Raw genomic sequence first — 25,234 nt, 5'->3', positions numbered from 1 at the left:
GCGCCATAAAAACGGGAATGATTTTTGCTGGTATCCGTTTATTTAGAATTCTTATAAACACTTCACAAACTTCGATAAGCGATGCTTGTCGGTGAAAAGGAGCCTCGATTATGCAGCAAACCCTGAAGCGTACTTCTTTGACCTTGTTGATTAGCGGCGCGCTGAGCGTCGGCGCCGTAAATAGTGGTTGGGCGGCGCAGGTGCCGGCCGGCGTTCAGTTGGCGCAGCAGCAGAATATTGTGATCAACAACGGTAGCGAAGTGGCTTCATTGGATCCGCATAAGGTCGAGGGCGTACCGGAAAGCAATATCATTCTTAATCTGCTGGAAGGGCTGGTGAGCACCGATGCCAACGGGCATGTGGTGCCAGCGGCGGCGGCGAGCTGGGAAAACCAGAATTATCAGCAGTGGACCTTCCACCTGCGTCCCGGCGCGGTGTGGAGCGACGGCAGCCCGTTGACCGCGCAAGATTTCGTCTACAGCTGGCAGCGTCTGGCCGATCCGAAAATCGCCTCGCCCTACGCCAGCTACCTGCAATACACCAAAGTCGAGAATATCGACGACATCCTGACCGGTAAGAAGAGCCCGCAGACCCTCGGCGTCAAGGCGCTGGACGACCAGACGCTGCAGGTGACGCTGAGCGAGCCGGTGCCGTATTTCATCAGCATGCTGAGCCACACGTCGCTCAAACCGGTCAAGCGGGCGGTGGTGGAGAAATTCGGCGATAAATGGACGCTGCCCGCCAACTACGTCGGCAACGGCGCTTACCGCCTGAAAGAGTGGGTGGTGAACGAGCGCATCGTGCTGGAGCGCAGCCCGAGCTACTGGAACAACAAGCAGACGGTGATCAATCAGGCGACCTTCCTGCCGATTACCTCGGAAGTCAGCGACGTTAACCGCTTCCGCAGCGGCGAGATCGATATCACCAACAGCGCCATTCCGCCATACCTGTACGTCAAGATGAAGCGCGAAATGCCTGAACAGCTGCACGTTAACCCTTATCTGTGCACCTTCTATTACGAGCTCAATAACAAGCAGGCGCCGTTCACCGATGCGCGCGTGCGTACGGCGGTGAAGATGACGCTGGATCGCGACATCATCGCCAACAAGATCATGGGCCAGGGGCAGATCCCGGCCTACAGCTTCACGCCGACCTTCACGGAAGGCGCTAACTTCACGCAACCCGCGTGGGCCGGCTGGAGCCAGGAACAGCGCAACGCTGAAGCCAGGAAACTGCTGGCGGAAGCGGGCTACAGCGACGCCAAGCCGCTGAAATTCTCGCTGCTGTACAACACCTCCGATCAAAACAAACAGCAGGCGATCGCCGCCGCGTCGATGTGGAAGAAGAACCTGGGCGCTGAGGTCACGCTGCGCAACCAGGAATGGAAAACGTCGCTGGAGAGCCGCCATCAGGGGCAATACGACGTGGCGCGCGCCACCTGGTGCGGGGATTACAACGAGCCCAGCGCGTTCCTGAACCTGGTGCTGTCCAACAGCAGCATCAATACCGTGTTCTATAAGAGCCCGGCGTTCGACGCCATCATGGCCGCCACGCTGAAGGCGCCGGATGAGGCCGCGCGCGCCGCGCTCTATCAGCAGGCGGAAGCGCAGCTGGACAAAGACTCCGCGTTGGTCCCGGTTTATTACCGCGTCAGCGCGCGGTTGATCAAGCCGACGGTGGGCGGGTTCACCGGCAAAGATCCGCTGGACTATACCGACGTTAAAAATCTGTACATTATCAAGCAGTAAAAGGGGTATTCCTGGCGCTAGTTCGCGGAGGAATATAGGGAAGGCCGGCCGCCGCATTCGTTCCGCGGCGGCGGGAAAACAGAGTCCGCTTACGGGCAACGCAGGTTCCACGAAGAGCCTGTGATAATAAAAAACTGGAGTCGATAAGTATGACCAACATCACGAAGAAAACGCTCATTGCCGCCGGCGTCATCGCCGCGCTGGGCATCACAGCAACCACCTCCGCCTTTGCCGCCGACGTTCCTGCAGGCGTGCAGCTGGCCGACAAGCAAGAAATCGTCAAAAACAACGGTTCCGAAGTGCAGTCGCTGGATCCGCACAAAATCGAGGGCGTGCCGGAAAACAACGTCACCCGCGATCTGATGGAAGGCCTGGCGAACAACAGCCCGGACGGTTCCATCGTGCCGGGCGTCGCGGAAAGCTGGGATAACAAGGATTTCAAAGTCTGGACCTTCCACCTGCGTAAAGACGCCAAATGGTCCAACGGCAAGCCGGTAACGGCGCAAGATTTCGTCTACAGCTGGCAGCGCGTGGTGGATCCGAAAACCGCGTCGCCTTACGCCAGCTACCTGCAGTACGCCCATGTGGAAAACGTCGATGACATCATCGCCGGTAAAAAAGACAAGTCGACGCTGGGCGTGAAGGCCATCGACGACCACACCTTCCAGGTGACCCTGAGCGAGTCGGTGCCTTATCTGGTTGAAATGACCCCGCACTACGCCATGAAGCCGGTTTACAAAGACGCGGTGGAGAAGTTTGGCGAGAAGTGGACGCTGCCGGCCAACTACGTCAGCAACGGCGCCTACAAACTGAAAGACTGGATTGTCAACGAACGCATCGTACTGGAACGCAACCCGGAATATTGGGATAACGCCAAAACCATCATCAATAAAGTGACGTTCCTGCCTATTTCGTCGGAAGTGACCGACGTTAACCGCTACCGCACCGGCGAAATCGACATGACCTACAACAACATGCCGATCGAACTGTTCCAGAAGCTGAAAAAAGAGATCCCGAAAGAGGTGCATGTCGATCCTTACCTGTGCACCTATTACTACGAAATCAACAACCAGAAGGCGCCGTTCACCGATGCGCGCGTGCGTGAAGCGCTGAAGCTGGGCATGGATCGCGACATCATCGTCAACAAGGTGAAAAACCAGGGCGATCTGCCGGCCTACAGCTTTACGCCGCCATACACCGACGGCGCCAAGCTGACCCCGCCGGAGTGGTTCGGCTGGACGCAGGAAAAACGCAACGAAGCGGCGAAGAAACTGCTGGCGGAAGCCGGCTACGGCCCGGGCAAACCGCTGACCTTCTCCCTGCTGTACAACACTTCAGACCTGCACAAGAAGCTGGCGATCGCCGCCGCCTCCATCTGGAAGAAAAACCTGGGCGTGGACGTGAAGCTGGTGAACCAGGAGTGGAAAACCTTCCTGGATACCCGCCATCAGGGCACCTATGACGTGGCGCGCGCCGGCTGGTGCGCCGACTACAACGAACCGAGTTCGTTCCTGAACATGATGTTGTCCGACAGCAGCAGTAACACCCCGCACTACAAGAGCGCCGAGTTCGACAAGCTGATGGCCAACGTGCTGACCGCGAAGACCAAAGACGAGCGCGCCGATCTGTATCAGAAAGCGGAAGTTCAGCTGGATAAGGATTCCGCCATCGTTCCGCTGTATTACTACGTGAACGCCCGTTTGGTGAAACCTTACGTCGGTGGCTACACCGGCAAAGACCCGCTTGATAACGTGTACGACAAAAACCTGTACATCATCAAGCATTGATACGGTAAGAGCCGGCGGCGCAGGCCGCCGGCCCATGTTGAGAATAATAAGCCGTCATCAGGCTGTCGCACAGGGTTAGGGCAATGCTTAAATTTATACTTCGTCGCTTGCTGGAAGCGATCCCGACACTATTTATCCTTATCACCATCTCATTCTTCATGATGCGCCTGGCGCCCGGCAGTCCATTTACCGGGGAGCGCGCATTGCCGCCAGAAGTTATGGCGAATATCGAGGCCAAATATCATTTGAACGACCCGATCTGGAAACAGTACGGTCATTATCTGGCGCAGCTTGCGCAGGGAGACTTCGGCCCGTCCTTTAAATACAAGGACTATTCGGTCAACGATCTGGTCGCCGGCTCTTTCCCGGTGTCCGCCAAACTCGGCCTGGCCGCGTTTCTGCTGGCGGTGGTGCTGGGGGTGAGCGCAGGCGTGATTGCCGCGCTGAATCAGAACACCAAATGGGACTACACGGTGATGGGGTTCGCCATGACCGGGGTGGTGATACCCAGTTTCGTGGTGGCGCCGCTGTTGGTGCTGATCTTCGCCATCACGCTGAAATGGCTGCCGGGCGGCGGCTGGAACGGCGGCGCGCCTAAATTCATCATCCTGCCGATGGTGGCGCTGTCGCTGGCCTATATTGCCAGCATCGCCCGTATCACGCGCGGCTCGATGATTGAAGTGCTGCACTCCAACTTCATCCGCACCGCGCGCGCCAAAGGCTTGCCGATGCGTCGCATCATTTTCCGCCACGCGCTGAAGCCGGCGCTGCTGCCGGTGCTGTCCTACATGGGGCCGGCGTTCGTCGGCATCATCACCGGTTCGATGGTGATCGAAACCATCTACGGTCTGCCGGGGATCGGCCAGCTGTTCGTTAACGGCGCGCTGAACCGCGACTACTCCCTGGTATTGAGCCTGACCATTCTGGTGGGCGCACTGACCATTCTGTTCAACGCGATCGTCGATGTGCTGTATGCGGTCATCGATCCGAAAATCCGTTATTAATCTGGAGCACGCGAATGATGTTGACTAAAAAGAACAGCGAAGCTCTGGAACACTTCAGCGAGAAGCTGGAAGTGGAAGGACGCAGCCTGTGGCAAGACGCGCGCCGGCGCTTTATGCACAACCGCGCGGCGGTCAGCAGCCTGTTCATTCTGGTGTTGATCACGCTGTTTGTGGTGCTGGCGCCGATGCTGTCGCAATTTGCCTACGACGATACCGATTGGGCGATGATGTCCGCCGCGCCAAGCGTGGAATCGGGGCACTATTTCGGCACCGACTCCTCCGGGCGCGATCTGCTGGTGCGCGTGGCGATCGGCGGGCGCATCTCGCTGATGGTCGGCGTGGCGGCGGCGCTGGTGGCGGTGGTGGTCGGCACCCTGTACGGCGCGATGTCCGGCTATCTGGGCGGCAAGGTCGACTCGGTGATGATGCGCCTGCTGGAGATCCTTAACTCCTTCCCGTTCATGTTCTTCGTGATCCTGCTGGTGACCTTCTTCGGCCAGAACATCCTGCTCATCTTCGTGGCGATCGGCATGGTGTCGTGGCTGGATATGGCGCGTATCGTGCGCGGCCAAACCCTCGGTCTCAAGCGCAAGGAGTTCATCGAAGCGGCGCTGGTGTGCGGCGTCTCCACGCGCAATATCGTGCTGCGGCATATCGTGCCGAACGTGCTCGGCGTGGTGGTGGTGTATGCCTCGCTGCTGGTGCCGAGCATGATCCTGTTCGAATCCTTCCTCAGCTTCCTGGGGCTGGGCACGCAGGAGCCGCTCAGCAGCTGGGGCGCATTGCTCAGCGACGGCGCCAACTCAATGGAAGTTTCACCGTGGTTGCTGCTGTTCCCGGCGGGTTTCCTGGTTGTCACTCTGTTCTGTTTCAACTTTATCGGCGATGGCCTGCGTGACGCCCTCGACCCGAAAGATCGTTAAGGAGTGCAATCATGAGCACCATTGAACATCCTCAACTGCAAACCGGCGCCGGCGTCAAAACGTCGCCGCTGCTGGACGTGAAAGACCTGCGCGTCACGTTCTCCACCCCGGACGGCGACGTGACGGCGGTGAACGATCTGAACTTCGACCTGCGCGCCGGCGAAACGCTGGGCATCGTCGGTGAATCCGGTTCCGGCAAATCGCAGACCGCATTCGCCCTGATGGGGCTGCTGGCCAGCAATGGCCGCATCGGCGGCTCGGCCAAATTCAACGGCCGTGAAATTCTCAACCTGCCGGAAAATCAGCTCAACAAGCTGCGGGCCGAAGAGATCTCGATGATCTTCCAGGACCCGATGACCTCGCTCAACCCTTATATGCGCGTTGGCGAACAGCTGATGGAAGTGCTGATGCTGCATAAGAAAATGAGCAAAAGCGAAGCCTTCGAAGAGTCGGTACGCATGCTCGACGCGGTGAAAATGCCGGAAGCGCGCAAGCGCATGCGCATGTATCCGCACGAGTTTTCCGGCGGCATGCGCCAGCGCGTGATGATCGCCATGGCGCTGCTGTGCCGGCCGAAGCTGCTGATCGCCGACGAACCGACCACCGCGCTGGACGTGACCGTCCAGGCGCAGATCATGACGCTGCTCAACGAACTGAAGCGCGAATTCAACACCGCGATCATCATGATCACCCACGACCTGGGCGTGGTGGCCGGCATCTGCAACAAGGTGCTGGTGATGTACGCCGGCCGCACCATGGAATACGGCAGCGCGCGCGAGGTGTTCTACCAGCCGAGCCATCCGTACTCCATCGGCCTGTTGAATGCGGTGCCGCGCCTCGACGCCGAAGGCGAAGCGTTGCTGACCATTCCCGGCAACCCGCCGAATCTGCTGCGGCTGCCGAAAGGCTGCCCGTTCCAGCCGCGCTGCCCGTACGCCATGGAACAGTGTGCGAGCGCTCCGCCGTTGGAGCAATTTGGGGAAGGGCGCCTGCGCGCCTGCTTTAAACCGGTGGAGGCGTTGGTATGACAGCGGTAACTGACAAGAAAGTGCTGCTCGAAGTGGCCGATTTGAAAGTGCACTTCGACATTCATGACGACAAGCAGTGGTTCTGGCAGCCGCCGAAAACCCTGAAAGCGGTCGATGGCGTCACGCTGCGGCTGTTCGAGGGGGAAACCCTGGGCGTGGTCGGCGAGTCCGGCTGCGGCAAATCCACCTTCGCGCGCGCCATCATCGGCCTGGTGAAAGCCACCAGCGGGCGCGTCGCCTGGCTGGGCAAAGATCTGCTGGGCATGAGCGACGCCGACTGGCGCAAAACCCGCAGCGATATCCAGATGATCTTCCAGGATCCGCTGGCGTCGCTCAACCCGCGCATGACCATCGGCGAGATCATCGCCGAGCCGCTGCGCACCTACTACCCGAAAATGCCGCGTCAGGAAGTGAAGGACAAGGTCAAGGCGATGATGCTGAAGGTCGGCCTGCTGCCTAACCTGATCAACCGCTACCCGCACGAGTTTTCCGGCGGCCAGTGCCAGCGTATCGGCATCGCGCGCGCGCTGATCCTCGAGCCGAAGCTGGTGATCTGCGACGAACCGGTCTCCGCGCTGGACGTGTCGATTCAGGCGCAGGTGGTGAACCTGCTGCAGCAGCTGCAGCGCGAGATGGGGCTGTCACTGATCTTTATCGCCCACGACTTGGCGGTGGTGAAGCACATTTCGGATCGCGTGCTGGTGATGTATCTGGGCCATGCGGTGGAGCTGGGCACCTATGACGAGGTGTACCACAATCCGCAGCACCCTTACACCAAAGCGCTGATGTCGGCGGTGCCGATCCCGGATCCGGACAAGGAGAAGGAAAAGCAGATCCAGTTGCTGGAAGGGGAGCTGCCTTCGCCGATCAACCCGCCGACCGGCTGTGTGTTCCGCACCCGCTGCCCGATCGCTGGGCCGGAGTGCGCCAAGACGCGTCCGCTGCTGGAGGGCAGTTTCCGCCATGCAGTTTCGTGCCTGAAGGTCGATCCGCTGTAATGCGCCGCTAGCCGGCAACAAAAAGCCCCGCTGAATGAGCGGGGCTTTTTTTATCCGATATGCTATCGGCGAATCACTCTTTCCACAGAATGTGGCACAGCTTGTGGTCTTTCTCGCGGCAGATCAGCACGCGGGCGAACACGTCGTTGATCGGCTCGCCGTCGCTGTCCGCCAGACCGATCACCACCTCGGCGAAGAAGTCCGGGTTCAGATCGTAATCCACGTGCTCGCTCCAGTCTTCGGAGGGGTCGTACAGTTCGGCGCCGCCGCGCTCTTCAAACTGCAGGTTGAACAGCAGAATATCCGCCGGATCCAGATTGTCGCCGGCCAATTCGAGGAAGATGTCGTAGGCCTGTTCCAGCGTTTCGTCTTCGGTAAGGCGGTTATTCAAATCCATAAAAAAATCCTGATAACAAATGATTTGGCGCTATTAAAGCACGCTCGTCGCGGCTTTTACAGCAGCGGGCTGAAAAAGTAGAACAGGCGCTCGACCAGGCGATGCCAGAACGGCCGCTTCAGCCACTCTTTGGCGTTCAGCAGTTTGGAACGGGCGATGTAATCTTCCTGCACGCAGGCCAAATCGCTGCCGAAGCCGTCATCATCGATCACCAGCGTGATCTCGAAATTCAGCCACAGGCTGCGCATATCCAGATTGACGGTGCCGACCAGGCTGAGTTGCCCGTCCACCAGCACGCTCTTGGTATGCAGCAGGCCGCCTTCGAACTGATAGATCTTGACGCCGGCCTCCAGCAGCTCGGAGAAGAACGCGCGGCTGGCCCAGCGCACCATCATCGAATCGTTGTCGCGCGGCACGATGATGCTGACCTCGACGCCGCGCAGGGCGGCGGTGCAGATGGCGTGCAGCAGATCGTCGCTCGGCACGAAGTACGGCGTGGTCATGATCAGCTGCTCGCGGGCGGAATAGACCGCGGTCAGCAGCGCCTGGTGGATCATCTCCTCGGGGAAGCCGGGGCCGGAGGCGATCACCTGAATGGTGTGGCCGCTCTCCTGCTCGAACGGCATGATGTTGACGTCCGGCGGCGGCGGCAGAATGCGCTTGCCGGTTTCAATCTCCCAGTCACAGGCATAGACGATGCCCATGGTGGTGGCCACCGGGCCCTCCATGCGCGCCATCAGGTCGATCCACTGGCCGACGCCCGCATCTTGCTTGAAGTAGCGCGGATCGACCATGTTCATGCTGCCGGTATAGGCGATGTAGTTGTCGATCAGCACCACTTTGCGATGCTGACGCAGATCCATGCGGCGCAGGAACACGCGCAGCAGGTTGACCTTCAGCGCTTCCACCACTTCGATGCCGGCATTGCGCATCATCGCCGGGTAGGGGCTGCGGAAAAATTGCAGGCTGCCGGCGGAGTCGAGCATCAGGCGGCAGTGTACGCCGCGCCGCGCGGCGGCCATCAGCGATTCGGCCACCTGATCGACCAGGCCGCCGGGCTGCCAGATATAGAACACCATTTCGATGTTGTGGCGCGCCAGCTCGATGTCGCGGATCAGCGCTTTCAGCGTGTCGTCGGTGGTGGTGAGCAGCTGCAGCTGGTTGCCCTTGACGCCGTCGATGCCCTGGCGGCGGTTGCACAGCTGGAACAGCGGTTCGGCGACTTCGCTGTATTCGGTGGCGAAGATGCGGCGGCTCTCTTTCAGCTCCTTCAGCCAACGGGCGGTCGACGGCCACATGGCCTTGGCGCGCTCGGCCCGGCGCTTGCCCAGATGCAGCTCGCCGAACGATAAATAGGCCACGATGCCGAACAGCGGCAGAATGTAGATAACCAGCAGCCAGGCCATGGCAGAGGGAACCGCACGGCGTTTCATTAAAATGCGCATCGTCACGCCGGCGATCAGCAGCCAGTAGCCGAACACCATGAGCCAACTGATTACGGTATAAAATGTTGTCATAAAGGCGAAAAATCCCGTTCGCAAACCACCAATGATGAGTGTACGCACAGATCGGGCAAGGCGAAACCTTTTATCGGCGCTTATGTTACATAAATATGATGAAGTTAAGGCACTTGCTGAAAATGAAAGGGCGGCTTTTGCCCGCGCGGCGTCCGCTGTGCCGCCGATAACGGCGGCTTGGATCACGGGCGGAAAGGGCTATAATGCCCGCGGTTGGCATTAGACGAACGAGTGACGGAATTATGAGACGCAGTAGAAATGAAGTGGGCCGCTGGCGCATGTTGCGGCAGAGCCAACGCCGCCGGCATCGCTGGCTGGAGCGCCAGTCGTGCAGCAATCGCCATATCATCCGGGTGCGGCGCCGCCTGGACGATCAGCATCGGCGCGCGCTGCTGTTTGCGGTATCCTGCGAGTGGTAAAACGAAAACAGTCCCGTAAGGGACTGTTTTGTTATGGCGCCAGGGTTATTTGCCCAGATAGGCGTTGAGCATCCAGACCTGTTTTTCCTGCTCTTTGATGTAATCACTCATCAGCGACGCGGTGCCTTCGTCGCCGGCGTCCGCCGCCACCGTCAGCAGTTCACGCTGCTGTTGCAGCAAGATTGAATACCCTTCCAACAGGCCGCGCAGCGTGCCCTTATCATCGGTCACGTTGGTGTGTTCCTTGATGTCGGCGGTTTTCAGATAGTCGCTGAAAGCGTGACGCGGCTGCGAGCCCAGCGTCAGAATACGTTCCGCCAGCTCGTCCACCTTGGTCAGCAGATCGTTATATGTCTCTTCGAACTTCGCGTGCAGTTCAAAGAACTGCGGGCCGGTAATGTTCCAATGATAGCCGCGCACGTTCATATACAGCACCTGATAGTTCGCCAACAGCGCGTTCAGCGCTTCGGCGAGTTTTGCCGATTGTTTACTGTCGAGGCCGATATGGGTTTTCGCTGCTTTCTTTGCCGTTGCCATAATAATCTTCTCCTGATTATCTGTTCCGATAGTAGACAGAATCAATTTCCATAGGGGATACAGTAACCGGATTTATCGCAGGGTTAAACACGATAACAGGCATTATTGCCATCGTTCAAACCGATGACGACAAATCCGTCGAGCAAATTGCCGAATCAGTTTACGCAGGTTCCGCCGGCGAAAAAAGCCGCTTTTATCGGTTACTTGCGCAGCGCCAGTTTTACCGCCCCGGCGCCCAGCGCCATTAACAGCGCGGCGGCGATCAGTACCGTAATAAACGCGCGATCAAAGGCCAGACGCGCCAGTTGCGTCAGCTGCTGCGCGCGATCGGCCGCCATCCCGGCCGCCAGGCGCAGGGCTTCGTCGATGCTGTCGTATGCCAGCGGGTTGACCGGCAGCTCCGCCGGCAGCGCCAGGCTATGGCTGTAAACCGCCGTCATCAACCCGCCGAGCAGCGTCACGCCCAGCACGCCGCCCAGCTCGTAGGAGACGTCCTCGATCGACGCCGCCATGCCGGATTTTTCCTCCGGCGCGTTCAGCATGATGGCGGTGGAAGCGGCGGTGATCACGCCGCCGAGGCCAAAGCCCACCAGCGCCAGGCTGACCAATTGCAATGCCATGCCGCTCTGGTATAACGCGGCAAGACCGGCGATGCCGAGAGTGGTCAGGACAAAACCGCCGAGGATGATGCTGCGTTCGCCGTAGCGCGGCAACAGTAGGCCGGCTACGGGCCCCGCCAGCGCCGAGGCCAGCGGGATCGGCAAAATAAACAGCGCCGCCTGCAGCGGGCTGAGGCCGAGCACCAGCTGTAGGCGTTGGCTGAGCACCAGTTCGATGCCGATCAGCGCCACCATCGACAGCAGCGCCACGCCGATGCCGCCGGCGAACAGCCGGTTGCGGAACAGAGAGAAATCGATCATCGGGTGGGCGCTGCGCTGCTGACGACGCACGAACAGGGCCAGGAACAACACGCCGATCAGGGCTGCCACAAGCAAGGCACTCACATCAGGCGTCGGCTTGCTCAGCTCCTTCAGCGCATAGATAGCGCCGACCAGGCCAATCATGATCTGCACAGAGCCGACGATGTCCGAAGGGCGCGGGTTATCGCCACCGCAGCGCGGGATCAGTTTCCACGCCAGCGGCCAGACCAGCAGCACGACCGGCACATTGATCAGGAACACCGAACCCCACCAGAAATACTCCAGCAGCAGGCCGCCGACCACCGGGCCGATGGCCGCGCCGCCGGAGGCCACCGAGGCCCAGATGCCGATCGCCAGCGCGCGTTCGCGTTCGTCGGTAAAGACGTGGCGCACGATGGACAGCGTGGCGGGCATCATCATCGCCGCGCCAACGGCGAGGAACACCCGGGCGGCGATCAGCCACTCGGCGGTGGGCGAGAACGCGGCGCACAGCGACGCGACGGCAAACACCGGCAGTCCGGCGAGAAACAGCCGTTTATGGCCGATGCGATCGCTCAGCATGCCGGCGCCGGGCAACAGGCCGGCCACCACCAGCGGATAGGCGTTGACGATCCAGAGTTTTTGCGAGGCGCTGGCGTCCAGCGCCTGGGTTAAGCGCGGCAGGGCGGTATATAACACCGTCATATCGATGACGATCAGGAACAGGGCGCTGGCGACCATCGTCAGGATCAACCAGCGGTTCTTGGCGTACATAAGTCATAATCCAGTTAAAGTGGGCCGCGCGGAGGCGCCGCCATTCAGATAACCCACCGGCGATGCCGGGTGGTATACTGGTGATAATATATATCCATACGTTCGTATTGAAAAGAAGGGTTTCTTAATGGGACGTCAACGCAGCATCGATCGCGACAAGGTTTTGGACATCGCCGAAGAAATCGTCGCCACCCAGGGCGCCGCCGGCTTGACCATTGACGCCGTCGCCAAAGCGATGGGGATCTCCAAGGGCGGGGTGCAGTATTGCTTTGGCAGCAAAGACGCCCTGATTGATGCCATGTTCGATCGCTGGGGTAGTGCCTATGAAACGCTGTTCACGGCTATCGCTGGCGATGATCCTTCACCGCAGACCGCTGTGCGGGCGCATATGCTGGCCACCCACAGTTCGGATCAGACCGCCAGCGCCAAGGCCGCCGGGCTGATGGCGACGCTGATTCAAACGCCGGAGCATCTGGCGAGCACGCGCGAATGGTATCGCAGCCGCATCGCCGGGCTCGATTTGACCACCGAAGAGGGCAAGCGCGCGCGCCTGGCGTTTCTCGCCACCGAAGGCGCCTTTATGCTGCGTTATTTTGGTTTGATGGATATCGACCAGGCGGAATGGGAAACGATGTTCACCGATATGCAGGCGTTGATTTTAACTGAGGATGCCTATCGCACTGATAGCTAGTAAAGCCCGCAGTGAAGGGCGTATGGTTATCGAACAAGATATTCCCTCGAAGAACTTTTAAGCCAGCCACTCCGTGCTGGCTTTTTTTTTGTTTGCAGGCAAGCGCCCAAGCGGTGCCCCCTGGAGGCAGGGGGCGGGGGGGATTATTTACGGGCGTCCAACAGCGATTGGGCGTTCTCTGCGGTGACGACGGTCCACGGAATGTAGTAATGCTTCTGCGTGCCGCCTTCCCATTTCAGATCCTTGGCGTACTGTTTCCAGATATCCGACTGCGGCTGATAGCTTTCACCTTCCACGGCGCGCAGCGCGACGTCGATGGACCCCTGCATCTGGCCTTTGGCATCTTGCAGGATAGAGACCATTTCACCGGCCTGCACCGCATGAATCGCGTCGGAAACGCCGTCAACGCCGGCAATCGCGAAGTCCTTCACATTCAGGCCGGCGCCTTTAATCGCCTCGATAGCGCCCAGCGCCATCTCGTCGTTTTGGCCAATCACGCCGTTGATTTTGCCCCGATGTTTCTGCAGCCAGTTTTCCATCAGCGGCTGCGCTTCCGCGCGTGACCAGTTGGCCGTTTTGCGTTCAAGCACGGTGACCTGGCCGGCGCCGCACTCGGCTATCGCTTTATCATTGCCCTTGCCGCGCTGGATCTCGCCGCTGCCGCCTTTCGGGCCTTCGATAATCACCACGTTCACCTTATGGTTCTTGCAGTCGAGTTTGTCCAGTACGGCTTTGGCTTCCAGATATCCCCCCAACTCGTCGTTAGACACCACTTCAGACGTCATCGCGTCCGTGTTCAGGCGCGCGTTGGTGACCACCACCGGGATTTTGGCCTCGTTGGCATTGGTGACGATATCGATATTGGCCTCAAAATCCATAGGGTTGACGATAATGGCATCGGCGCGTGTCTGGATAGCGGTGGCGGCCTGATCGTTTTGCACCGATGCATCATAACGCCCATCGTAGAAGGTCAGCACGGCTTCGCCGCTTTTCACCGCCGGGTGTTCCTTGCCGAACCTTTCCATCAATTGCACGAATTCGGCTTTGTTGCCGTACATCAATACCGCGATTTTAACCGGGGCGGCCTGGGCTGCCGACAGGCTGCCCAGCATCAGGGCAGAGGCAAACAACGCTATCTTGGTCTTATTCATGGTTTTCTCCTGGTAGAGTTGGGTCTGATGTTATTAATCGCGCTGTTGCTTACGCGAGGGGTCGAGCAATACGGCAAGGACGATCAATGCGCCTTTGATAATTTGTTGGTAATACGACTGCACGCCGAGCAGATCGAGGCCGTTATTCATCACCCCGATAATCAGCACGCCGAAGAAGGTGCCGACCAGCGTACCGACGCCGCCGGCCATGCTGGTGCCGCCGATCACCACCGCCGCGATGGCGTCCAGCTCATACCCTGCGCCCGCATTGGTCTGCGCCGAACCGGTGCGCGCCGTGAGGATCAGGCCGGCGATGCCGGCCAGCGCGCCGCACAGCGTATACACCAGTATTTTGATGCGTGTCACGTTAATCCCCGAGGTGCGCGCGCTCTTCGGGTTGCCGCCGACGGCGTAGATGTAGCGCCCGAAGAGGGTTTTATTCAGCACGAGCCAGGCGAGGGCGAACAGCACGATGAAGATGATGACGGGCACCGGAACGCCGCCGACATAGCCATTGCCTAACCAGCGGAAATCGCTGTTCAATTGCGATACCGGATTGCCGTTGGTGGTCAGCATGGTTAAACCGCGCGCCGCGGAGAGCATGCCCATGGTGACGATAAACGGCTGCAGCCGATAACGGGCTAACACGGTGCCGTTCATCAGGCCGCAGACGATGCCGATGCCCAGCGCCACAATCAGCGGCGCCATGACGGCGGTCGCGGTGTCGCCGATAGCCAATCCGCTGTTGTTGGTGGCGAAGCGGGCGGCGACGATCCCGCTTAACGCCAGCACCGAGCCCACGGAGAGATCGACGCCTGCCGTGATAATGACGAAGGTCATGCCGATCGCCAGAATGCCGTTGATCGAGACCTGGCGCAGGACGATCAGGGTGTTTTCATTGCTGAGAAAATAGTTGCTGCTCCAGGCCCCCTGAGCGACCTGATATTCGCCAATCAGCGCCACGATCAGGCACAGGGCGAAAAAGGCGATGATAATGCCGTATTTGTGCATACGGCGCTTATTGCGGGTGAAAAATGAAATTCCTGGTGATAAGGAGTGGGCGCTGCTCATTTTTTTTCTCTCTCTGTTAAACCGCAAGTTTCATCAGTGCTGCCTGGGTCGCATCGGCTGCCGAAAGCTCGCCGGCCAACTGCCCGTCACGAAACACCAATATGCGATCGCTCATGCCGATAATTTCCGAAAGCTCGGAGGAAACCATAATGATCCCTTTGTTTTGCAAGGCGAACTCCGACATAAATCGATAGATCTCTTTCTTGGCCCCGACGTCGATACCGCGCGTCGGCTCGTCGAGCAGCAAAACCTCCGGATCCAGCAGCGCCCAACGGCCCAGCACGACTTTTTGCTGGTTGCCGCCGCTCAGGTTGCCCACCGGCTGTTCGCCGTCGTGGGTTTTAACGTTAAAGCGCTGGATCATGTCGCGGGTTCGCGCCTGCTCCCGTTTCTCGCTGACAAACCCCATCCGGCTGATGGCGGCAAAAGAGGCGATATTGATGTTTTCACTGACGGAACGGCACAGCACCAGGCCGGTTTCCTTGCGATCTTCCGTCACGTAGGCAATACCGCTGTCGATGGCCTCGCGCGGAGAGTGGCGGTTCAGCGTCTTGTCGCCCAGGCGAATCGTGCCGCTGTCGGCATGCTGAATGCCGAAGATAAGATCGAGAAATTCACTGCGGCCCGATCCCACCAGCCCATAGATGCCCAGGATCTCACCGTGCTTCAGCTGCAGGCTGATATCTTTTATCTTGCTGCGCCAACACAGGTTATTGACCGCCAGCAAGACCTGTTCGCCGGGCTGGTTGAATTTGGCGAACTCGCTGTCGTACTCGCCGCCAATAATGTGTTCGATCAGCTGTTCACGGGTAATGTCGGCGATATAGCCTTCATGGATATAGGCGCCGTCGCGGAAAATGGTGTAGCTGTCCGCGATTTGGAATATCTCTGACAAACGGTGAGAGACGTAAATAATGCCTTTACCTTTTGCCGCCAATTGCTGAAGCGTCTGAAAGATTTTCTGCGCATCCTCTTCGCCAATCGCCGAGGTGGGTTCATCCATGATGATGATGTCGGCATTGGCATGCGACAGCGCCTTGGCGATCTCGACCAGCTGCTGTTCGGCGACGCTCAGGTTGCGCATTTTTTCTCGGGCGTCGATCTTGAAATCGAGTTCTTTGAGCAGGCTGGTCGTGCGCTGGTTGAGCGTTGCGAAATCGACGAACCCCAGGCGTCTCGGCTCGCGGCCCAGCCAAATGTTTTCGGCCACCGTCAGATCCGGGATCGCGCTCAGCTCCTGCTGCACGATGGCGATGCCGGCATTGAGGGCTTCCCGCGGATGATGAAATTCGCAGCGTTGGCCATTGATAAAAATGTCGCCGCCGTCGGGTTGAATAAAGCCCATCAGAATGCTGAGAAAAGTGGATTTACCCGCGCCGTTGCCGCCGCACAGGGCATGGATGGATCCGCGCCGCAGGCAAAACTCCGCATTCTTGAGCGCCACGACCGGGCCGAAGGCTTTCCTGACGCCGCTGACCTCCAGCAGGTAGGCGGGCGCTGGCGTATGGGGATCTCGCGTCACAGTTGCACCTCCGGGTAGGTCTGCTGCAAGCGTTGCAGGTAGCGTTGATAAAGCGTCTCGTATTGCGCCTGCCTGCCGGCGTTTGGCAGCGTGCGCGTGGCCTCATCCAGTGCAACGAAGCGTTGGCACAGTTCGGCCAGCAATGCGGCGGCGTTCCGGCGCGGATCGTCGGCCAACATCGTCGCCCACATCGCCTGAATGGCGCCGCCCAGCGCCGCGGTCTCTTTGGCTTTCAGACAGACCACCGGGCATCCCATTACGTCCGCGACGATTTGTCGCCAGGCGGCGCTGCGGGCGCCGCCGCCGGTGAGGCGGATTTCGCGCGCTTCGATGCCCTGACGGCGAAACAGCTCGATGCCATAGCGCAACCCATACGTGGCGCTTTCGACCACCGCCAGGCAGAGATTGGCGCGGGTAAAGTTGTCGCTATCGAGGTTATGCAGGCTGGCGCGCGCGTAGGGCAATGGCGGAACGCGTTCGCCATTGAAGAACGGCAGCATCTCGACACCGCCTGCGCCAGGCGAAGCCTGCGCCAGCAAAGCGTTAAAGCCGGCAAGATCTTGGTCCAGCAGCGTTTGTACCGCGGTGGTGGCCGAGGTGACATTCATGGTGCAAATCAATGGCAGCCACCCGTTGGTGCTGGAGCAGAAGCCGGCAATCATGTCCGATTCCGCCGTGACGGGGGCGGCGGACCAGGCGAACAGCGTGCCGGAGGTGCCCAGGCTCAGGGTGAGGGTGCCGGCCTCGATGTTGCCGGAACCGATGGCCGCCATCATGTTGTCGCCGCCGCCGGTCGAGACCCGCACTGCCGGGCCGAGGCCGAGTTTTTCCGCCGCGGCGGGGCGCACCGTGCCGATGCAGCACTCCGCGCTTTTGAGCGGCGGCAGGGCTTGCCACAGGCGGCCGCTGTCGTCGATAAGATCGACGGCGGTTTTGCTCCAGCGACGGGTGCGCACATCGAACAAGCCGGTGCCGGAAGCGTCGCCATATTCCGCTACGCGCTCCCCGGTCAGCCAGAAGTTCAAGTAGTCATGGGGCAACAACACGGTATGCAGTTGTGCCCACAGCGCCGGATGGTGCGTCTTGAACCAAAGGATTTTTGACGCGGTATAACCGGTGGCGATCCGCAGGCCAAGCGTTTCCAGCGAGCCGTTGGCTCCGCCGAGCTGTTGCAGGAGCCGTTCGTTTTCTTCTGCGGTTTCGGTATCGCACCACAGCTTGACGCTGTGCAGCACGTTGCCGTCTGCGTCCAGCGGCACAAACCCATGTTGTTGGCCCGAGACCCCCAGAGCGTGAATCTCCCGTGCATCAACGCCGGCGTGAGTCACGGCTTGGCGAAAAGCGATGACTAGCGCCTCAATCCACCAGTCGGCCTCCTGTTCGCGCCGGCCATTGGCTTGGCTGATGAGACGGTGAGGGGCGTTGCCCTCACCGAGGATCACGCCCTGTGTGCTGTCGACAATCACGACTTTCGTGCCTTGCGTACCGCAGTCTATGCCAGCATAGAGCGCCATAGGATCACTCCATCTCCAGCATGATTTTGATGTCTGAGGCATGTCCCGCCGCCGCGCGCTCGAAGGCCGCCACGCTGTCGGAGAACTTGTAGGTTTGGCTTATCAACGGCTGGACGCGCAGCTTGCCGCTGCTCAACAGCCGCAGCGTGCGTGGGTACATGTTGGCGTAGCGGAAAATGGTCTTGAAGGTAATTTCCTTGGCCTGCGCGGCGACGATATCCAGCGGCGCGGCATCGATCGGCATGCCGACCAGCACGGCGGTCGCCCCGGGCGCCGCATGTTCGGCCAGCGTAGCGATAGCCGGTTTCGCGCCGCTGCATTCAAACACGACATCGGCGCCATTGCCGCTGGTGAGGGCGGCCACTTTCCCCGCCAGGTCGCCGGTTTTGATATTGACGGCGTGCAGCCCCTCGTAACTGGCCGCAACGGCGAGTTTTTCGTCGAACAGATCGCAAATAATGACGTCCGAGCAGCCGCCCGCCAGCGCCGCGAGGGCGGTGACCACGCCGATCGGCCCGGCGCCGATCACCAGCGCGATATCGCCGGGTTTGATCCCGGCTTTGGTGGCCGCTTGCATGCCGATGGCTAAGGGTTCCACCATGGCGCCTTCAGCGAAACTGACGTTGTCCGGCAATTTGAACGTGAAGGCGGCAGGGTGGATGACGGTTTCGCGCAGGCAACCGTGTACCGGCGGCGTCGCCCAGAAGCGAACGGCCGGGTCAAGGTTGTAAATACCGGCGCGCGTCTGCGCCGAGTTGAGATCGGGAATGCCGGGCTCCATGCAAACGCGATCGCCGATGCTGAGGTGAGTGACGTTTTTACCTGTCGCGAGCACCACGCCGGAGGCTTCATGGCCGAGCACCATCGGGGCGTTAACCACGAACGGGCCAATGCGGCCATGTTGGTAATAGTGCACATCACTGCCGCAGATGCCCACGGAATGAATTTTTATCTGCACATCATCGGGGCCCAGCGTTTCGGCAAGCTGGACGTCCTCGATAGCGATTTCCCCCGCTTTGGCCAACACTAATGCTTTCATATTGCCTCCTGGTGAATCATTTTTATGGTAACGGTATCATTTCAATGCGGCGATATTGGGCCAAAGCGAGGGGGTAAACTGTGATCGATGTTGGAATTACTCGACGAGAGTTAATTTTGCTGGTGGGTTGTTATTCAATATGGGGATAGCGATCACAAAATCGGCGATGCAATGACGGTTTTAATATCAGCGTGCTGATATCGATACCGTTACTTTGCAGGGGAAATGATGAACAAACGACAAAGCGCCATAGCCGCTACGCTGGAATATTTGCGCAAGGCGGACATTATTCTGACCGAAGAAGAACAGCAACGTATTGAAATTGCGACATTTGGCCTGGCCGACTATCCCGCCTCAGGGCTGCAGCTGCTGACCTATGTCAACTCGCCTCGCTATTGTGCGAAAGAGTTGGTGCTGTTTCCAGAGCAGACTTGCCCGGAACATTTGCATCCTCCTTTCGCCTGCACGCCGGGCAAGCAAGAGACGTTTCGCTGCCGTTGGGGCGAGGTGTTTCTGTTTGTCGATGATGAAAACCTGACGCTTAATGACGCCGGCGGTGAACCGGTATGCCGGGTGCCAGAGGGCGCGGAGCCTTGGTATACCTGCAATCGCTATATCCTCTTGCGGCCGGGCGAGCAATACACCATCGCGCCCAATACCCGGCACTGGTTTCAGGCTGGAAAGCGGGGGGCGGTGGTGTCCGAGTTCTCTTCCGAGAGCCGTGACGAGCTGGATATCTTTACCGATCCCCGGATTAACCGCCTGGCGGGCGTAAACCATTAGCGCCACGATGAAAGTTCTGTCATGATGTTGTTAATGGTACAAAATGATACTCAAAGCTAAGGAGCTGCATTTGGCAGTGGGTCGAGGACGGAAAGCGACGCTGGCTAGCGTGGCCGCACAGGCAAACGTCAGTAAAATCACCGCGTCGCGGGCATTTTCACAGCCGGACAAAGTTCATCCGGAAACGCTGCGCCGCATTCGGGAGACCGCTGCCGAGCTCGGCTATGTGGTCAATGCCGCGGCGCGTAACCTGCGGGCAAAAAGCAGCAGAACCATCGGTATCGTCAACCCTGATATGGCCAACCCGTTCTTTGGCGGCCTGACGCGGCTGATGACGCTTGAAGCGCAAAAAATGGGATACGACACCCTGGTGTTCGACTCCTATGAGTCTCAGGAAAGCGAAGACAGAATCATCGACAAACTGATTGGCTACAACGTCGATGCGATCATTCTCTCGGTCATTTCCAACGATCATCTGTACCAGCCTTCCTACCTAAAACGGTTGGAAACCTTGAATATTCCGGTGGTGCTGATCGACCGGGAGCTGGACAATCGCCACTGCAGCGGGGTGTATATCGATAACCTGGACTGCGGCCTCCAGGCGGGGCGCTGGCTGCTGGAACAGAAGGCGCAGCGGGTGGTGGTGGTCTCCGGGCCGGAAAACTCCAACGTGGCACGTGACAGGGTCACTGGCTTGCAAGCGGCATTACAAGGCAAGGTGGCGTCGCTTGAAGTGCTGTATGCCGATTTCTTTATGGATGTCGCCTGGCAAGAGACGAGCCGTTGGTTGGCCAATAACCGCGCACCGGACTTTTTCGTCGGCTGCAATAACCAGATCTCCCTGGGCATTATCAAGGCCTGCATTGAACACCGGCTGCCGTTGATGCAGGACGTGTCGCTGTTCAGCATCGATGAGGTTTCACATGCTGAGATCTACGGTTTTCATTTCCCCTGCGTGTCGCATGATTTGCAAGAGATCGCCTGGCAAGCGTTGAATCTGGCGATCCGGCGCATTGCCGACCCCGATATCAAGCCGGGCAAGGTGGTGGTGCGGGGAAAACTCATCGCGTAGCGGTGGCGCCGTTCGCTTTACCCGTCATTTTTCAGCGCGTTGCGCCGTTTACGGCTCATCCCCCCGGCGGGACGGATTAGCAACCACAAACCGCTTCCTGCGGCCGCCGCGCCCAGCAGCATCGGCCAGGAAAGGGGCTCATCGAACATTAACCATGCCCAGCAGAAAGTGACGAAGGGACTGAGAAACAGCAGGCTCGTCACGCGCAGCGCAGAGGTGAGCCTTAGACAAAACCAGTACAGCCCGTAGCCGCCCAGCGTCGCCAGCAGCGCGGTCCAAAGCACGCCGATCACAAAACCCGTCGTCATGGTTGGCAGCAACGGGCCTTCAGCGGCGGCCATCGCGGCGAAAGCCAGTGCTGAAACCGCGCTTTGTATCCCCAGCGCGGCCGGCAAACTCATTGCCTGCGTCTGCGGCAGCCTTTGCTGCCACAGCGTCGCCAGCGCCAGCGACAGCATCCCCGCCAGCGGCAACAAGTAGCTCCACATTGGGGCGTTTCCCCATGAGATGGCGCTGCCGGTCGCCAGTGTCACACCGCTAACCCCCAATGTTAACCCGAACCAGACGCGGCCATCGGGCAGGCGACGTTGCACCAGCATGCTCAGCAGCGCCGTGCCGAGAGGGAGCAAATCGGCGATGAGCGCGGCCAGCCCGGCCGGCACGCCATATTCAATGCCTTTGCTGACGCCGGTCAGGTAACCGGTCATGGCGAGCAACCCGATCCCGGCGTGAACAGCTACCGTCAGCGGAGATGCGCGCCTTATGGCGCTCAGGCTAAACGGCAGCAGCGCGAACGCGACCAACACGCAGCGCCAGAACGCCACCAGCAACACCGGCGCGTAATCGGCGGCGAAGCGGATGCCGACGAAACCGGAGCTCCAGGCCACGATCAGCAGAACCTCGGCCGCAGCCAGCCAGAGGGCGGCTTTGCCGCAGTGGGAAGAGGGGCGGAATTGTGGCAGGGACATGGTGGTCACCTCCTTTTCCGCCCGATGGTAGTGAGTGGTTATAATTTAATAAATCGAATAATTTTTGTTTAGTTGTTTAATGGAGTTAAATCATGCGGCCGACATTGGATATCGATCTCTTGCGCACTTTTCACGCCATTGCGCGTTTGGGGCAATTTCGCGTGGCGGCGGCATTTGTCAATCGCAGCCCCGCCGCCGTGAGCGTGCATATCCAGCGCCTGGAACAGCTGGCGGGCGGGCGCCTGCTGGAGCGTGACAATCAGTCCGTGGCGCTGACGCCGCTGGGAAACAGGCTGCTGGCCTCGACGCTCGTGCTGCTGAACGCCCATGACGATATTCTGCGCGAGCTGCAGGGCGCGCCGCTGAGCGGCCATATCAAATTGGGATTGCCCGATGAGTACGCTTCTCATGTGATACGCCATATTTTGCCGCGGTTTGCCGACAGTTTTCCCGCAGTGGAGCTGGAGGTCTCTACCGCCGCCAGCCAGGCGCTGGCGGAACAAATTGGCCGTAATCGGCTGCATCTTGCGCTGGTGGTTCAACCCTCGGGGAGACAGTGCCAGACACCGCTTGCGGTGACTGCGCCGGTGTGGGCCGGAGGCCGTTCGCTGGCGCTGCAGGCTAACCGGCCGTTGCCGCTGGCGTTGCATGCCGCCGATTGCCCTTATCGCGAAGCGATGCTCGAGGCGTTGACGGCCGCGGGGCGGCCATGGCGGGTCATTTTAAGCAGTCCCTCGGCCAGCGTGGTGGCCTCTTGCATAGAGGCGGGGCTAGCCGTCACGTTGCTCGATCGGGCGCGGCTCTCTGGCGCGATGCGGATACTCGAAGAGTTGCCACCGGTCGCGCCGTATGAGGTGCAGCTGCTGCGCTCTTTCGCCGCCGACGGCGAGCCTGCGACGACGATGCTGGAGAAAGTCATCGGCGAGTATTTTCAGACCGGTGAACGCATCGCGCAGTAAGCGCGGCCAAACCTGGGAGGGCCGCCTCACATCCTATAGCCCAAACACCGCCGCCGCATTGCGATCCAAAATGGCGTTCACGTCTGCCTCCGGCAATCCCGCACGGCGGATGTAGTCCACCGTGGTTTGAAACAGGTCGCCCGGCTGGAACGGGAAATCGGTGCCGAACAGCAGCCGCTCTGCGCCGAAGGTTGCCGCCGCCGCTTGCAACGCGGGCACCTGATCGTGGCCTACCGTGTCGTACCACATGCGCAGGGCGGCGCGGCTCGGCGGTTCCGGCGTATGCGGCGCTTCCCATGCGACGGTTTGGTCGAGACGCTCCAGCGTCATCGGCAGCAGGCCGCCCAGGTGCGGCACAATGATTTTCATCTCCGGAAAGCGTTGGGGGATGCCGTGGAGAATAAAGTGCATGGCGGCGACCGTATCTTCGATCGGCGCGCCAATCGACCAGGTCAAAGCGTAATCGGCGATCAGCGGCGAATGCGCGCCGCGGCCGGCGGGATGAATGGCCAGCACGCTGTGGCGGCGATTGAGTTCCTGATAGAGCGGCTCGAACAGCGGGTTGGCAATAGACAGCCCGAGCACCGAGGTGGTGATGCAGGCGCCCAGCATATTGAGCTGGGTAAAGGCCCTTTCAAGCTCGAGCAACGCCGCGTCGATATGCGGCAGCGGCAAAGAAGCGATAGCCCGAAAGCGGGTGGGATAACGCGCTACCAGTTCCGCATATTCATCATTGATCCGGCGCGCGGCATCAACGGCCGCCTGTTCGTCTTCCAGATGCGGCGACAGCGGCGTCGCCGACAGGATTTGCATGTCGATGCCGGCGCTGTCCAGCAGGGCGAAGCGCGCGTCGAGTTCGCGCTCGGTGCGGCCGGCGCCCAGTTGCCGATAGGCGGCGACGTCGTGCACGCCATGCGCTTGCAAAAGATCCAGATACTCTGTGCTCCACAGGTGAGCGTGTACGTCGAGTCGCATCGGTCTATCTCCCGGCTTCGCGGCGATGCCGCGGGTTCAGGAGAGTATAGGCGGGCGACGCGACGCCTCCTGAAGGGAGAGCATTTTTTCTACCGACGGGTTAGGGTGAGAGCACGCATTGATCCGGGAACGGCGCGCGAACGGGCGTTCCCGGTATTGGGAGGGCTGGAGATCAGAACACCTGCTTGAACGGTTTCACCGTCACGTCGGCATAGACACCGGCGGCGATATAGGGATCTTGTTGCGCCCAGGCCTGGGCTTGCGCCAGCGACTCGAATTCGGCGATCACCGTCGAACCGGTAAAGCCGGCGGCGCCGGGATCGTTGCTGTCGATGGCCGGGTTAGGGCCGGCGACCACCAGGCGACCGGCGTCGCGCAGCGCCTGCAGGCGCGCCAGGTGTGCCGGACGCACCGCCAGACGATTTTCCAGCGAGTTGGGGACGTCTTGCGCGTAGATCAGATAAAGCATGTTTCACCTTTAAAATCATGGCTATAAAACGGTGCTACCAAGGTAGCGCAAAAGGCGCGGCAGGGGAACGGCGTAGGGCGAATTTCCCGGCGGATTGGCGCTTATGCCTTGAAGCCGCTACTTTTTATTCGTATAGTGCGGCGCGCTTAAACTGATATGCCATTGAGGTGAGGACATGACGGAACTGGTAAGGGAAAAACTCGATTTGCCGGCGGGCAAAAGCAAACTGCTGCTGCATTCGTGCTGCGCGCCCTGTTCCGGCGAGGTAATGGAAGCGATCCAGGCCTCCGGGATCGAGTACGCCATTTTCTTCTATAACCCCAATATTCATCCGCAAAAAGAGTATTTGTTGCGTAAGGAAGAGAACATCCGCTTCGCCGAGCAGCACGGGGTGCCGATCATCGATGCCGATTACGATACCGACAACTGGTTCGCCCGCGCCAAAGGGATGGAGAATGAGCCGGAGCGCGGTATCCGCTGCACCATGTGTTTCGACATGCGTTTCGAGCGCACGGCGCTGTATGCGCATGAGCACGGTTACGACACCATCTCCAGCTCGCTCGGCATTTCGCGCTGGAAGAACATGCAGCAGATCACCGACTGCGGCATTCGCGCGGCGGAAAAGTATCCTGACCTGGTGTACTGGGATTACAACTGGCGCAAGAAGGGCGGTTCTTCGCGCATGATAGAGATCAGCAAGCGCGAACGCTTCTATCAGCAGGAATACTGCGGCTGCGTCTATTCGCTGCGCGACACCAACCTGCACCGCAAGGCGCAAGGGCGGCCGTTGATCAAGCTGGGCGTGCTTTACTATGGCGATGAAGAATAACGCTTAATCACCGCAATCAACCCGCTACGGCGGGTTTTTTACTTTTTGACGCCAGGCGAAACGTTAATGAAGCGTGGTGTTCCGGCGATAAAAAAGCAACGGCCAGGTTAATATCCTTATGAGTTTGCTGGTTTTAGCCGCGCATACTGACGATTAAAGC

24 protein-coding genes are annotated in these 25,234 nt (G+C 59.6%); 12 read left to right on the top strand and 12 right to left on the bottom strand.

Annotated elements, in window-relative coordinates:
* Window positions 1–110: 110 nt before the first annotated feature.
* The 6 genes from SSARUM2_RS13620 (at window position 111) to oppF (ending at window position 7,488) form a co-directional block, all read left to right on the top strand.
* On the top strand, window positions 111–1,748 hold the full coding sequence (locus SSARUM2_RS13620) for an ABC transporter substrate-binding protein (RefSeq protein WP_049235051.1): 1,638 nt from the start codon (window positions 111–113) through the stop codon (window positions 1,746–1,748).
* Window positions 1,749–1,897: 149 nt separating this feature from the next.
* A complete protein-coding gene (gene oppA / locus SSARUM2_RS13615; protein WP_033647597.1) occupies window positions 1,898–3,535 on the top strand; it encodes an oligopeptide ABC transporter substrate-binding protein OppA in 1,638 nt (545 codons plus the stop codon).
* A gap of 83 nt (window positions 3,536–3,618) precedes the next feature.
* Window positions 3,619–4,539 carry an oligopeptide ABC transporter permease OppB gene (oppB, locus tag SSARUM2_RS13610; protein WP_033654356.1) on the top strand — a complete coding sequence of 307 codons (921 nt, stop codon included), beginning with the start codon at window positions 3,619–3,621 and terminating at the stop codon, window positions 4,537–4,539.
* A gap of 14 nt (window positions 4,540–4,553) precedes the next feature.
* Window positions 4,554–5,462, top strand: coding sequence for an oligopeptide ABC transporter permease OppC (oppC, locus tag SSARUM2_RS13605; RefSeq protein WP_038877253.1), 909 nt, complete (start codon window positions 4,554–4,556; stop codon window positions 5,460–5,462).
* Window positions 5,463–5,473: 11 nt separating this feature from the next.
* On the top strand, window positions 5,474–6,490 hold the full coding sequence (locus SSARUM2_RS13600) for an ABC transporter ATP-binding protein (protein ID WP_033634782.1): 1,017 nt from the start codon (window positions 5,474–5,476) through the stop codon (window positions 6,488–6,490).
* Entirely contained in the window at window positions 6,487–7,488 is a 1,002-nt protein-coding gene (oppF, locus tag SSARUM2_RS13595; protein ID WP_025303071.1) for a murein tripeptide/oligopeptide ABC transporter ATP binding protein OppF, read from the top strand. Before SSARUM2_RS13600 ends, oppF begins: the two co-directional genes overlap by 4 nt.
* Window positions 7,489–7,561: 73 nt before the next feature.
* On the opposite strand, the gene SSARUM2_RS13590 is transcribed toward oppF, so the two are convergent.
* Together SSARUM2_RS13590 and cls are read right to left on the bottom strand one after the other, a co-directional pair.
* Entirely contained in the window at window positions 7,562–7,885 is a 324-nt protein-coding gene (locus tag SSARUM2_RS13590) for an HI1450 family dsDNA-mimic protein (RefSeq protein ID WP_004932139.1), read from the bottom strand.
* 56 nt (window positions 7,886–7,941) lie between these two features.
* The gene (gene cls, locus SSARUM2_RS13585; RefSeq protein ID WP_025159793.1) at window positions 7,942–9,402 is read right to left on the bottom strand and encodes a cardiolipin synthase; all 1,461 of its coding nucleotides are present in this window, start codon (window positions 9,400–9,402) and stop codon (window positions 7,942–7,944) included.
* Window positions 9,403–9,644: 242 nt separating this feature from the next.
* On the opposite strand from cls, the gene SSARUM2_RS13580 reads away from it, so the two are divergent.
* Window positions 9,645–9,821 carry a YciY family protein gene (locus tag SSARUM2_RS13580; protein ID WP_025159792.1) on the top strand — a complete coding sequence of 59 codons (177 nt, stop codon included), beginning with the start codon at window positions 9,645–9,647 and terminating at the stop codon, window positions 9,819–9,821.
* A 45-nt stretch (window positions 9,822–9,866) separates the two neighbouring features.
* Here the strand turns inward: SSARUM2_RS13580 and SSARUM2_RS13575 are convergent, their stop codons facing one another.
* Both SSARUM2_RS13575 and smfY read right to left on the bottom strand, forming a co-directional pair.
* Window positions 9,867–10,358, bottom strand: a complete 492-nt coding sequence (locus SSARUM2_RS13575; RefSeq protein WP_004932132.1) for a Dps family protein — start codon at window positions 10,356–10,358, stop codon at window positions 9,867–9,869.
* Between the two features lie 200 nt (window positions 10,359–10,558).
* Entirely contained in the window at window positions 10,559–12,031 is a 1,473-nt protein-coding gene (gene smfY, locus SSARUM2_RS13570) for a multidrug efflux MFS transporter SmfY (protein ID WP_033634780.1), read from the bottom strand.
* A 127-nt stretch (window positions 12,032–12,158) separates the two neighbouring features.
* Between smfY and SSARUM2_RS13565 the strand changes: the two genes are divergently transcribed.
* Window positions 12,159–12,722, top strand: coding sequence for a TetR/AcrR family transcriptional regulator (locus tag SSARUM2_RS13565; protein WP_039565828.1), 564 nt, complete (start codon window positions 12,159–12,161; stop codon window positions 12,720–12,722).
* Window positions 12,723–12,865: 143 nt separating this feature from the next.
* Here SSARUM2_RS13565 and SSARUM2_RS13560 read toward each other — a convergent pair whose 3' ends face one another.
* The 5 genes from SSARUM2_RS13560 to SSARUM2_RS13540 are packed head-to-tail and all read right to left on the bottom strand — an operon-like array spanning window position 12,866 to window position 19,019.
* On the bottom strand, window positions 12,866–13,873 hold the full coding sequence (locus tag SSARUM2_RS13560; RefSeq protein WP_060438585.1) for a substrate-binding domain-containing protein: 1,008 nt from the start codon (window positions 13,871–13,873) through the stop codon (window positions 12,866–12,868).
* A 33-nt stretch (window positions 13,874–13,906) separates the two neighbouring features.
* Window positions 13,907–14,944 carry an ABC transporter permease gene (locus SSARUM2_RS13555; RefSeq protein WP_033634777.1) on the bottom strand — a complete coding sequence of 346 codons (1,038 nt, stop codon included), beginning with the start codon at window positions 14,942–14,944 and terminating at the stop codon, window positions 13,907–13,909.
* 16 nt (window positions 14,945–14,960) lie between these two features.
* The gene (locus SSARUM2_RS13550) at window positions 14,961–16,466 is read right to left on the bottom strand and encodes a sugar ABC transporter ATP-binding protein (RefSeq protein WP_049195458.1); all 1,506 of its coding nucleotides are present in this window, start codon (window positions 16,464–16,466) and stop codon (window positions 14,961–14,963) included.
* Window positions 16,463–17,980 carry a xylulokinase gene (gene xylB, locus SSARUM2_RS13545; protein WP_060438586.1) on the bottom strand — a complete coding sequence of 506 codons (1,518 nt, stop codon included), beginning with the start codon at window positions 17,978–17,980 and terminating at the stop codon, window positions 16,463–16,465. The genes SSARUM2_RS13550 and xylB overlap by 4 nt, the downstream gene beginning before the upstream one ends.
* Before the next feature lie 4 nt (window positions 17,981–17,984).
* Window positions 17,985–19,019, bottom strand: a complete 1,035-nt coding sequence (locus tag SSARUM2_RS13540) for an NAD(P)-dependent alcohol dehydrogenase (protein WP_033634775.1) — start codon at window positions 19,017–19,019, stop codon at window positions 17,985–17,987.
* A 228-nt stretch (window positions 19,020–19,247) separates the two neighbouring features.
* Here SSARUM2_RS13540 and SSARUM2_RS13535 point away from each other — a divergent pair, with 228 nt between their 5' ends.
* Complete coding sequence (locus SSARUM2_RS13535; protein ID WP_039567089.1) at window positions 19,248–19,802, top strand: D-lyxose/D-mannose family sugar isomerase; 555 nt, start codon at window positions 19,248–19,250, stop codon at window positions 19,800–19,802.
* Window positions 19,803–19,872: 70 nt separating this feature from the next.
* Complete coding sequence (locus SSARUM2_RS13530) at window positions 19,873–20,874, top strand: LacI family DNA-binding transcriptional regulator (RefSeq protein ID WP_039565832.1); 1,002 nt, start codon at window positions 19,873–19,875, stop codon at window positions 20,872–20,874.
* A 17-nt stretch (window positions 20,875–20,891) separates the two neighbouring features.
* On the opposite strand, the gene SSARUM2_RS13525 is transcribed toward SSARUM2_RS13530, so the two are convergent.
* Window positions 20,892–21,842, bottom strand: a complete 951-nt coding sequence (locus tag SSARUM2_RS13525) for a DMT family transporter (protein WP_060452600.1) — start codon at window positions 21,840–21,842, stop codon at window positions 20,892–20,894.
* Window positions 21,843–21,934: 92 nt separating this feature from the next.
* Between SSARUM2_RS13525 and SSARUM2_RS13520 the strand changes: the two genes are divergently transcribed.
* A complete protein-coding gene (locus SSARUM2_RS13520) occupies window positions 21,935–22,801 on the top strand; it encodes a LysR substrate-binding domain-containing protein (RefSeq protein WP_060452601.1) in 867 nt (288 codons plus the stop codon).
* Between the two features lie 33 nt (window positions 22,802–22,834).
* Here the strand turns inward: SSARUM2_RS13520 and SSARUM2_RS13515 are convergent, their stop codons facing one another.
* Together SSARUM2_RS13515 and SSARUM2_RS13510 are read right to left on the bottom strand one after the other, a co-directional pair.
* Window positions 22,835–23,776: an amidohydrolase family protein gene (locus tag SSARUM2_RS13515; RefSeq protein WP_039565837.1), complete on the bottom strand. Its 942-nt coding sequence runs from the start codon at window positions 23,774–23,776 to the stop codon at window positions 22,835–22,837.
* Window positions 23,777–23,948: 172 nt separating this feature from the next.
* Window positions 23,949–24,245 carry a YciI family protein gene (locus tag SSARUM2_RS13510; RefSeq protein WP_033634770.1) on the bottom strand — a complete coding sequence of 99 codons (297 nt, stop codon included), beginning with the start codon at window positions 24,243–24,245 and terminating at the stop codon, window positions 23,949–23,951.
* A 175-nt stretch (window positions 24,246–24,420) separates the two neighbouring features.
* Between SSARUM2_RS13510 and SSARUM2_RS13505 the strand changes: the two genes are divergently transcribed.
* The gene (locus SSARUM2_RS13505; RefSeq protein WP_025303057.1) at window positions 24,421–25,074 is read left to right on the top strand and encodes an epoxyqueuosine reductase QueH; all 654 of its coding nucleotides are present in this window, start codon (window positions 24,421–24,423) and stop codon (window positions 25,072–25,074) included.
* Window positions 25,075–25,234 lie beyond the last annotated feature (160 nt).

The sequence above is a fragment of the Serratia sp. K-E0102 genome (genome assembly GCF_029962625.1).
GTDB lineage: Bacteria > Pseudomonadota > Gammaproteobacteria > Enterobacterales > Enterobacteriaceae > Serratia > Serratia sarumanii.
This window is presented reverse-complemented; position numbering and strand designations above follow the sequence as displayed.